Genomic DNA, 9,615 nt, shown 5'->3' on the forward strand with positions numbered 1-9,615 from the left:
TTAACCTCGACGCCAAGTGTGGTATTTTTCAAGCAAGTTAAGCACTTTTTCAGGTGCATGAGCGCGTTTCCACTCACCTGCTGCGTATTTGTTACCTTCAGCCCATGTAGGGTAGCTGTGTATAGTACCGAGTATTTTGTTAAGACCTAAGCCGTGTTTCATTGCCAGTACAAACTCAGCAATTAAATCGCCAGCGTGTTCAGATACCACGGTAACGCCCAATATTTTATCTTTGCCTTTGGGTGTAATCACTTTAATAAAGCCTTTTGTAGCGCTGTCGGTAATTGCACGGTCTAGCTCTTCAAATTCAAAACGAGTAATTTCGTAATCTATGCCTTTGTCTTTTGCGTCTTGCTCGTTTAAGCCAACACGTGCAACTTCTGGGTCAATAAACGTAGTCCACGGAATAACACGGTAATCTACTTTAAACTTTTTAAGGTGACCAAATAAGCCATTTACCGCTGCGTACCAACCTTGATGGGCTGCCACATGTGTAAATTGGTATGGACCTACAATATCGCCTGCTGCAAAAATATTTGGGTACAGTGTTTCTAGGTATTCGTTAGTTACTACTGTGCGGTTTGTTTCAATGCCTAGCTCTTCAAGACCGTAACCTTTAAGGCGCGCACTTCGACCAACAGCACATAATAGCTCGTCGTATTCAATATCTATTTCTTTGTCGTTATGTTTAACAACGATATATTTTTTACCATCGCGTGTTTCACAGCGAAGTGCTTGGTGCGATGTTAAAATATTAACGCCACTTTCGGTTAACGCTTCGTGAGCAAAAGTAGACACTTCAAGGTCTTCTTTGATCATGATGCGCTCGCTCATTTCAATTTGCGTAACGCTTGAACCTAAACGTGCAAAGCTTTGTGCTAATTCGCTACCAATTGGACCACCACCTAGTACTACAAGTTTTTTAGGTGCCTCATCTAGCTCTGCAAATTTATTCCACAATGTATCGCTTGTTACATAACCTGTTTCTTCAATACCAGGTAGTGGCGGTACAAATGGGCGTGCGCCAGTGGCAATTACAATAGTACGAGCGGTGAGTGTTTGCGTGCCACCGTCGTTAAGTTTAATTTCTACAGTCCACGGGTCGATTAATTTACCGTAACCTTTTACAACATCTACGCCTAAGTCTGTGTAGCGCTCAACACTGTCGTGTGGTGCTACATCGGCAATTACTTTATGTACACGTGCCATTACTTTTTTGAACGAAAACTGCGGTGTCGCGTTTTCTAGGCCGTAGTTTTCACCGTGGCGAATTTGCTCTGCAATTTTAGCGCTTTTAATGACTGCTTTACTTGGAACACAACCGTAGTTTAAACAGTCGCCGCCCATTTCGCCGGCTTCAATAAGGGTTACTTTTGCTTTAACAGCAGCGGCTATATAACTTGTTACCAAACCACCTGCGCCTGCACCAATAACAATCATGTTACGGTCGAATTTTTTAGGCTTAGTGTAGTTTTTGTATACGCGACGTTTTTTAAACACGTTTAAGATTCCTTTAGCAATGAATGGGAAAATGCCCAATAAAGCGAATGATAAGATTAAGTTGAATGATAAAATTCCAGATAAGCTCTCTATTTGCGCCAGTTGCGTACCTGCGTTAACAAATACAAATGTACCGGCTAGCATACCTGCTTGGCTTACCCAGTAATAAGTCCATGACTTTATTGAGGTAACACCCATTAGTAAATTGATTAAAAAGAACGGAAACACCGGCACTAAACGAAGGGTAAATAAGTAAAATCCACCTTCTTTTTCAACGCCTGCATCAATTGCGGCTAAGCGCTCAGGAAAACGTTGTTTAATAGTGTCGCGTAGTAAGTAACGCGATACTAAAAAGGCAAGTGTTGCGCCAATAGTTGAGGCAAAAGATGCAACCAATAAGCCTTCAACTAAGCCAAATAATGCACCTGCTGCAAGTGTCAAAATAGCCGCGCCCGGTAACGAGAGAGCTGTTACTACTACGTACAGTAAAAAGAACCCACCAATAACCAACAACGGTGACTGCTCTTTGTAATCGCTAAACTGATCCATTGACCCTTTTAAGCCATCAAGCGTAAGTAGTTGGTGTAAGTCAAAATGAAAGAACAGGCCGACGGCGGCCGCTGCAATCAATAATAAAAATATTTTTTTAATCATGTTCTCTCTCTTAAAAACTATGCGTAAGGGTTAGCTTGGCGTTAATTGGCAACTCAGGAAAAGCTAAAGTTGCACCAAAGTAACCGCCTTCAAATACTGGGCGCCAGTTTTTTTGATTCGTTACGTTGTTCACATCTAATCGTAACTTGGTACTAGGCGTAAAAGCATAGCTAGTATTTACGTTTAGTGTGTACTGATCACGAATTTTTACTGTCGCCAAAAAGTCTAATGGGTAACTCTTTGTATATAGACCTGAAAAACCCGTTTGCCATTTCGAATTAATTGAATAATTTCCGTTAAAGCTGAACGATTGCTCAGGGATACCCTGTACACGGGTGTTTGAAGGTGCAAAAGCGGTAAAGCTAGGTGCGCCAACACTGGTACCTTCAATAATATCTGGACGTGAGTTGTCAAATGCATCTGCTACTTGTGCTGAATCTTGGCTACTTGCAGAATTATCGTAGCGAGCATCAATATAGCTGTAGCCAGCACTTAGCCAATAAGGGTAAGCATCATAAAATACTTGGCTTTCAAAGCCGGTAGTACGAATGCCGGTATTGCTACCATCGCGATTACGTAAACTACGACGTTGGCTGAATACTGCTCCATCGGCGTACCAATCACTGTCGGTTGGTGCGTATTTTAAACCAAATTCAACTAAAGTATTTTCGGTTGAAAAGTTTTGCGCGCTAATCGTGTTGTCGCCACCAAGAGACGTGCCGCCAGCCATGCTATTTGATGTGGCTTCGTTGTAACTTGCTGCACCATAAGTGGTGTAATCACCGTTTAATCGGTAGTTAAAGCTTATTTGCCCAGAATGTAGCTTATCGTTAATGCTATCGCGAGCTGCAATTTCACCCTCTGGCGCTATTGGGTCGTGCGCGTCTACGTCATAAAAATCAATACGGTAGCCAACACTTGTATGAAACTTATCTGTCCAATCAGAATCTTGCTGAATAGCAAAGCCTGTTTGCCATGAGCGCGAATCGGTAGTGTCTGATAAGTTAAAGTCGCCACTGCCGTCATTATTAATATCATATTGACCACCAGGGGATACAAATACACCTGGGCTAATTTCAATTAAACGCGCTTGTTGTACATCAGTTAAAGGAATGCGGCGGTTTGAAAGTGGGCCAGTTAAATCAATAGGTAAATCGGCTTCTGTTGTAAATTGGCTGTAGCCTAATACGCGGTTATAACGCACATCAAATGCAAAAATTGTTTGCTGGTCGCTATTCCAAAGATAGGTAAGCTCGGTACGGTTTTGCGCGGTGTCGGCACCATCTATAATTTCAACAAAGCTATTTTGTGCAATTTCTTCGCGTTGTAAGTGCTGAAAATACGTAATGTTTTTTATTGATGCATTGTTTGAAAGTTCACGCTTATAAATGCTGTGTAGTAAATAAGTAGTGGCTTCGTTTTGATTATCAGGGTCGGTAAGCACTGTACTGCGATCTATTTTTACTTGCCCAGTTGGTGAGATTATTGAACCTGCTGCCGGTACAGTACTGCCGTTTGCTTGCACGCCTTGGCCGGTAATATAAAGGCCATTATCTATTAGCGCTTGAGTAGGGCGGTTAATACCTGCGTTATCGGTAAATTCAACTTGGTATAACTCAAAGTTAATATCCCAGCTGCTCTTGTCATCGGGTAATACGCGTAATGATGCAAATAAGCTGTCGCTCTTTGTGCCCGAAAAGTCGTAGTAGCTGCCGTTATCTATGTGTTCAGCGCTTACTCTAAAACCTACTTTATCTTTTACAATGGGTGCACTGTAATCCACTAAAACACTGTACTGATCCCATCGACCTGCAGATACAGTTGCTTTGCCTTTACTTTCGTCAGTTGATGCTTTTTTAGAATGTAAGTTTACAAAACCACCGTTGCGTTGGCTTGAGCCAAATAATACCGGCGGCGCGCCTTTTACCACATCTATCTGTTCTATAGAGTTGAACGATAAGGGCACACCAAAGCCGTTATTACCGGCTTGGCGGCGTGTGCCATCTTGAAAAAGCTCACCTAATTGCCCACGAATAGTAGGTAAACTTGGTGCGCCAAAACCACTGGCTGAATATGTATTAGGGCTTACTGCGAGCACGTCTTGTAAAGTCGTAATATTGAGTTGCTCTATTAACTCGCTTGAAATTGGTGTGACTGAGCGGGCTATATCTTGTAGGGCTAAGTTGTCGCCAAAAGGGCCGTCTACAGTGGCGTTTTTAACCGAAAGACCTTGAGATTTAATAACTTGGCCTGCCACCTCAATGCGTTCTATTGCGCCATCTTTTGTTGTTTTTGATTCTTCGGCTGCAAAAGCATTCAGTGGTGTATTTAATATGGTGGCTAGGGAAAGTGCTAAATATGCGTGTTTCAAACGTTTTCTCTCTACGGTTAAAATGTTGTTGGCGATAAAGACCGAAAGGATTAAAAATAAATTTCAGTAAAATTTCGATTCTTTTTGTTTTTTAGAACATAACAAAACAGATGTATTATAAAGGTGGTAATTAAGTACTATAGTTTTATCAGTCGATAAAATATCAATAGAGCGATTGTATTAGAGTGAATGTAAATATTTGCTTTTAATGGGCTTTTTTAATTATAGACTACTTTTCACCTGCTAACATTTTAAAGTTGTTAACTTTTACGCAGCATTTTTTAATTCCTAAAATAAGCTTCACTTTTATTACTACAAAGCTTAATTACTTTTTTAGTTAAAATAATTAAATTTTTTTGAAATAAAAAATAACTTATACGGTCTAGGTTACTTCAACGTTTATTAATATTCATTTAAGGAAATTTTATGACAGGTTCAATGAGTTCTGATGTGCAAAACCGTTTGCAATGGTCACTTTTATCTTTGCGTTTAGGCGTATTTATTGTAATGGTTATGTGGACGTTCGATAAATTCGTAAACCCTGGTCATAGCGCACGTATTTTCGAACATTTTTACGGTATTAGTGGCTCATCTGACATAGTTGCTTATGTTATCGGTGCTCTACAACTTGTATTAGTATTGGCATTTTTAGCGGGTATTAAAAAGCGCATAACTTACGGAATCATTTTTGTAATGCATGGCTTATCAACGCTTTCTTCGTACAACCAGTATATAGATGGCTTTAACAACTTATTATTCTTCACTGCATGGCCAATGTGGGCTGCGTGTTTTGCACTTTACTTATTACGCGACCAAGACGTAAAATTTACTGTAAAGTAATAAAACAATAGTTATACCCTTAAGGTTGTAGCTAAAAATACATTGGGCTGAGTTGCTTACTATTTCAGCCCAATGTATAGCCTTTGAGCACTTCTTCTAACAATCCAACCTCTTTGTCATCTTCTAAAAATAATCCTTTTTATATTATTTCATCCTAAATATTGCGTTAGATCAAAGTTAATATATTTGTAAGAACAATATCGACAGCTTTAGTTTATGTTAGCTATACGGTTAGTAGGTTTTAATTACCTCAAGTTATTCAACTCAATGTTGTATGGAAAAGGTTAAAATTTCGTCGGCGCATCAGTCATCAAATCGTTCAGAGAACAAGTCTTCACACAATCAAAATTGCGATGAATGGAGCAAGCTTGATTTAGTACAATTACAAGCAAAGCTAAAAACATCATCCGACGGGTTAAGCCAAGCTGATGCCACACAAAGATTGGCACAATATGGACCTAACGAACTAGTTGAAGAAAAACCAAATTTATTACTCAAGTTTTTATCTTACTTTTGGGGGCCAATACCGTGGATGATCGAGGCCGCTATTATTTTATCGGCACTTGCTAAACACTGGGCCGATTTTTTTATTATTCTTGTATTATTGTTGTCCAACGTATTGGTCGGCTTTTGGGAAGAACACCAAGCGGGTAATGCAATTGCTGCATTAAAAGCAAAGTTAGCGAACAAAGCACGCGTTCTCCGCGATACTCAATGGCAAAACTTAAGTGCCAGCGAACTTGTACCAGGTGATGTTATTAGAATGCGGATGGGCGATATAGTGCCTGCAGATGCGCGTTTGCTAAATGGTGATCCAGTAGAAGTAGATCAATCATCACTTACGGGTGAGTCGTTACCGGTTGTAAAGTCGGCGGGTGAAACTGTTTATTCGGGCTCTATTATTCGCCAAGGTGAAATAGAAGCAATAGTTTACGCAACCGGCGCTAATACCTTTTTTGGTAAAACAGCACAGTTAGTGCAAGGGGAGCGAACCGCAAGTCATTTTCAGCGTGCAGTGCTTAAAATTGGTAATTATTTAATAATGCTTGCTGCGGCTTTAGTACTGCTTATAGTTATTGTTGCTTTGTTTCGCGATGATCCAATGATCACCACATTACAGTTTGCACTGGTATTAACCGTTGCGGCAATACCAGTCGCAATGCCAACAGTGCTATCAGTTACTATGGCTGTAGGCGCTCGTTTATTGGCTAAAAAGCAAGTGGTTGTAACGCGTTTAGCTGCAATTGAAGAGCTAGCAGGTGTTGATATTCTGTGCTCTGATAAAACAGGCACATTGACACAAAACCTATTAACGTTAGGTGACCCGTTTTATATCGAAAACTCAATAAATAAAGGCTCTGCTGAGCAAGTTATATTGTACGCGGCATTAGCATCTCGCTCAGAAAATAACGATCCGATTGACTTAGCAGTATTACAAAGTGTAAAAGCTGAGCAGCATCTAGATTCTTATCATATAGAGCATTTTCAGCCATTTGATCCTGTGAGCAAACGTACTGAAGCAATCGTTAAAAATGATGATGGCAAAACATTTAAAGTGACCAAAGGTGCACCGCAGGTTATTTTAGCCTTGTCGGCTAATATTGAGGCAGTTAAAACTCAAGTTGAGGCATCAATAGATGAATTTGCAGCACGTGGGTTTCGCTCTTTAGCGGTTGCTAAAACAGACGAGCAAGGTAAATGGCAATTTATAGGCGTATTGCCACTTTTTGATCCACCGCGTGAAGAAGCAATACAAACCATTGCCGATGCAAAAAAAATGGGTATGAGCGTTAAAATGGTCACGGGCGATCAAGTTGCCATTGCGCGCGAAACGGCAAGTAAACTGGGTTTAGGAACAAACATTCTTGATGCTAGTGGATTTGGTGCAACTGAGCATCACCAAACAACGCAGTTAGATGACTCAATCGAGAGCGCTGATGGATTCGCGCAAGTATTCCCTGAGCATAAATACTATATTATTGATGTGCTTCAGCATAGAGGGCACATTGTTGGCATGACAGGAGATGGCGTAAATGATGCGCCAGCACTTAAAAAAGCTGACTGTGGCATTGCTGTATCGGGTGCTACAGATGCAGCGCGTTCAGCAGCATCAATTGTGTTAATGACCGATGGCTTATCGGTTATTATTGATGCAGTTAAAGAAAGCCGAAAAATATTTCAACGCATGAACAGTTACGCTATTTACAGGGTTGCTGAAACACTGCGCGTACTACTCTTTATGACAATGGCGATATTAATTTTTAACTTTTATCCGTTAACAGCAGTCATGATTGTAATGCTTGCTTTACTTAACGATGCCGCCATTTTGTCTATTGCATACGACAATGTGCATTATCAAAATAAGCCCGAGACATGGAATATGCGGCTCGTTTTAGGTATTGCATCTGTGCTGGGAATTGTAGGGCCAATTGCAGCCTTTGGTTTATTTTACTTAGGGGATAAAGTATTTGAACTCGACCGTCCTCATCTTCAAACATTAATGTACTTATTACTTTCTGTAGCAGGGCATTTGACTATATTTTTAGCGCGTACCCGAGGTCCATTTTGGTCTATTAAACCGTCTGCTATATTAATGGTCGCCGTATTTGGCACGCAAGTTATAGCAACACTTATTGCTGTTTATGGTGTGTTTATGACCCCACTAGGATGGGGATGGGCACTTGCCGTGTGGGCATATGCTTTGGTGTGGTTTTTTATTAACGATGGTTTGAAGCTAGTGGCTTATCGAATTTTTGATCCAACAGAAGCACCCTTGTTAGAGAAGAGTTAACGCATAGGCTTAAAAATGAAAAAATGGTTATAAGCCAAGTGGCTTATAACCAATAGTACACAAGGGAGTGTATATAAGGTGGTTCAATTATTTGTGAATAGAGTTACTCACAAATAAAAAGTATTTAGTGCATTGCATCGTTATATTGCTTTGCTAAGCTTTGTTTTTGCCCCTCGGTTAGTGCTTTACCAGCCAATTGAAATACTTCGTGTTCTTCTTCACTTAAATGATGATGTACCAGATGGTGCAGCTTTTTAGCTGCAACTAACCATGCAGACGAGCTCATTTCGGTATCTTCAAGTTGTTCAATTAATTCATCAATTTCGTGATGTTCAGCTACGCTGTGGCGCGCTTTTTCATGAGTTAAGTCATCAAACATAAGTGGGTTGTAAAAGTAACGTTCTTCAAATTTTGCGTGTTGTTCTAGTTCTGTTTTTAGCTCGTCCATTAGCGTGTGGCGCTGCTCTGTTTCGCCGTGCGTTTGAATAAGCGCATCTACTAATTCTCGTTGTTTGTCATGATCGTGACGTAGTGATTCAAAAATATTCATAACTAATCCTTTTACAATTTATTTGCTTATATCACTAATGTGCAAACTAAATGCCAAATGTTAAGTTGATGTATTTTATCGATTTTATTTTTATTTTCTATTTTTATGCTCATATCACTGTAAATTTTACAGTGATATGAATGCAATAATTTCAGGATTTTACATAGTTCAATTATAAAGGGAGTATAAATCCCTACAGAACCTTACAAATATTTACTGGTTGTTTATTTTATTGCAGTGATAAAGTAGCAACATTATTTAGGTACAACCTATATGTATTACTCCCACATATAATACCAATCGGTATAAATGCAGGTAGCACGTTAACTGAATAGGATAGTTTAAGGATGAACATAATAAGCCCCATCGCCGCATTATTGCTGTGCGCTTTACTAAGTGCGTGTAGTACAACCCCTCGTTCTGACCCTAACTTATGCATTGAAGAGGCTGAAATGGTTGATCGAAATGGCGCTCAAACAAGCTCAGAAGTTTATAATCAATGCATTAGCGCACAAATTAAAAAGGATGAAAAAAATGATACTTTTTTTGATGCTATCGGTACGTTCTTTTTTGAATTTTTTGTAATGGTGGTAGAAAAGTAAATAGGCTAACTTGCAGCTGTAATTTAAAGTAAATAAGTTGCGTAAAAATAGGATTAGTTATGAAGCAATTATTGATAGCAATTCCACTTTTTTTATTACTAAGCGCTTGTGCGGCACAGCCTTACGCAGGCTCGGCAAAATGTATGGAACAAGCAGATATTGCATACGAAACCGATACACGTAAAAATGTAGTGGTACAGTGATTTTGGCCACCCATTAAGAAAGAAATGTTATGCTAATTAAGCATACAAATTTGGGTGAAAAAATGACGAAATCAAAACGCGCAACATATTCAGCGGCAATTAAA

General features: G+C 39.6%; 7 protein-coding genes. 4 read left to right on the top strand and 3 right to left on the bottom strand.

Annotated features, from left to right (window positions below):
- Nucleotides 1-2,154, bottom strand: coding sequence for an FAD-dependent oxidoreductase (locus I6F44_RS18205; protein WP_024607846.1), 2,154 nt, complete (start codon nucleotides 2,152-2,154; stop codon nucleotides 1-3).
- Nucleotides 2,155-2,164: 10 nt separating this feature from the next.
- Nucleotides 2,165-4,525 carry a TonB-dependent receptor gene (locus I6F44_RS18210; protein WP_197174316.1) on the bottom strand — a complete coding sequence of 787 codons (2,361 nt, stop codon included), beginning with the start codon at nucleotides 4,523-4,525 and terminating at the stop codon, nucleotides 2,165-2,167.
- 426 nt (nucleotides 4,526-4,951) lie between these two features.
- On the opposite strand from I6F44_RS18210, the gene I6F44_RS18215 reads away from it, so the two are divergent.
- Together I6F44_RS18215 and I6F44_RS18220 are read left to right on the top strand one after the other, a co-directional pair.
- Complete coding sequence (locus tag I6F44_RS18215) at nucleotides 4,952-5,365, top strand: hypothetical protein (protein ID WP_007581772.1); 414 nt, start codon at nucleotides 4,952-4,954, stop codon at nucleotides 5,363-5,365.
- A gap of 274 nt (nucleotides 5,366-5,639) precedes the next feature.
- Nucleotides 5,640-8,156, top strand: coding sequence for a plasma-membrane proton-efflux P-type ATPase (locus I6F44_RS18220; RefSeq protein ID WP_197174317.1), 2,517 nt, complete (start codon nucleotides 5,640-5,642; stop codon nucleotides 8,154-8,156).
- Between the two features lie 124 nt (nucleotides 8,157-8,280).
- Here the strand turns inward: I6F44_RS18220 and I6F44_RS18225 are convergent, their stop codons facing one another.
- Nucleotides 8,281-8,706 (bottom strand): hemerythrin domain-containing protein, encoded by a 426-nt coding sequence (locus tag I6F44_RS18225; RefSeq protein WP_197174318.1) that lies wholly within the window; start codon nucleotides 8,704-8,706, stop codon nucleotides 8,281-8,283.
- Between the two features lie 347 nt (nucleotides 8,707-9,053).
- Between I6F44_RS18225 and I6F44_RS18230 the strand changes: the two genes are divergently transcribed.
- Both I6F44_RS18230 and I6F44_RS18235 read left to right on the top strand, forming a co-directional pair.
- Entirely contained in the window at nucleotides 9,054-9,308 is a 255-nt protein-coding gene (locus I6F44_RS18230) for a hypothetical protein (RefSeq protein ID WP_197174319.1), read from the top strand.
- Between the two features lie 59 nt (nucleotides 9,309-9,367).
- Nucleotides 9,368-9,511, top strand: coding sequence for a hypothetical protein (locus I6F44_RS18235; protein ID WP_197174320.1), 144 nt, complete (start codon nucleotides 9,368-9,370; stop codon nucleotides 9,509-9,511).
- The last annotated feature ends 104 nt before the right edge of the window (nucleotides 9,512-9,615 follow it).

The sequence above is a fragment of the Pseudoalteromonas sp. NZS11_1 genome, from assembly GCF_015864275.1.
Lineage (GTDB): Bacteria > Pseudomonadota > Gammaproteobacteria > Enterobacterales > Alteromonadaceae > Pseudoalteromonas > Pseudoalteromonas arctica.

Bases quoted from the DNA above. Each gene is read 5' to 3' on its own strand.
- I6F44_RS18205 (WP_024607846.1), bottom strand. From the start codon at position 2,154: ATGATTAAAAAAATATTTTTATTATTGATTGCAGCGGCCGCCGTCGGC.
- I6F44_RS18215 (WP_007581772.1), top strand. From the start codon at position 4,952: ATGACAGGTTCAATGAGTTCTGATGTGCAAAACCGTTTGCAATGGTCA.
- I6F44_RS18220 (WP_197174317.1), top strand. From the start codon at position 5,640: ATGGAAAAGGTTAAAATTTCGTCGGCGCATCAGTCATCAAATCGTTCA.
- I6F44_RS18225 (WP_197174318.1), bottom strand. From the start codon at position 8,706: ATGAATATTTTTGAATCACTACGTCACGATCATGACAAACAACGAGAA.
- I6F44_RS18230 (WP_197174319.1), top strand. From the start codon at position 9,054: ATGAACATAATAAGCCCCATCGCCGCATTATTGCTGTGCGCTTTACTA.
- I6F44_RS18235 (WP_197174320.1), top strand. From the start codon at position 9,368: ATGAAGCAATTATTGATAGCAATTCCACTTTTTTTATTACTAAGCGCT.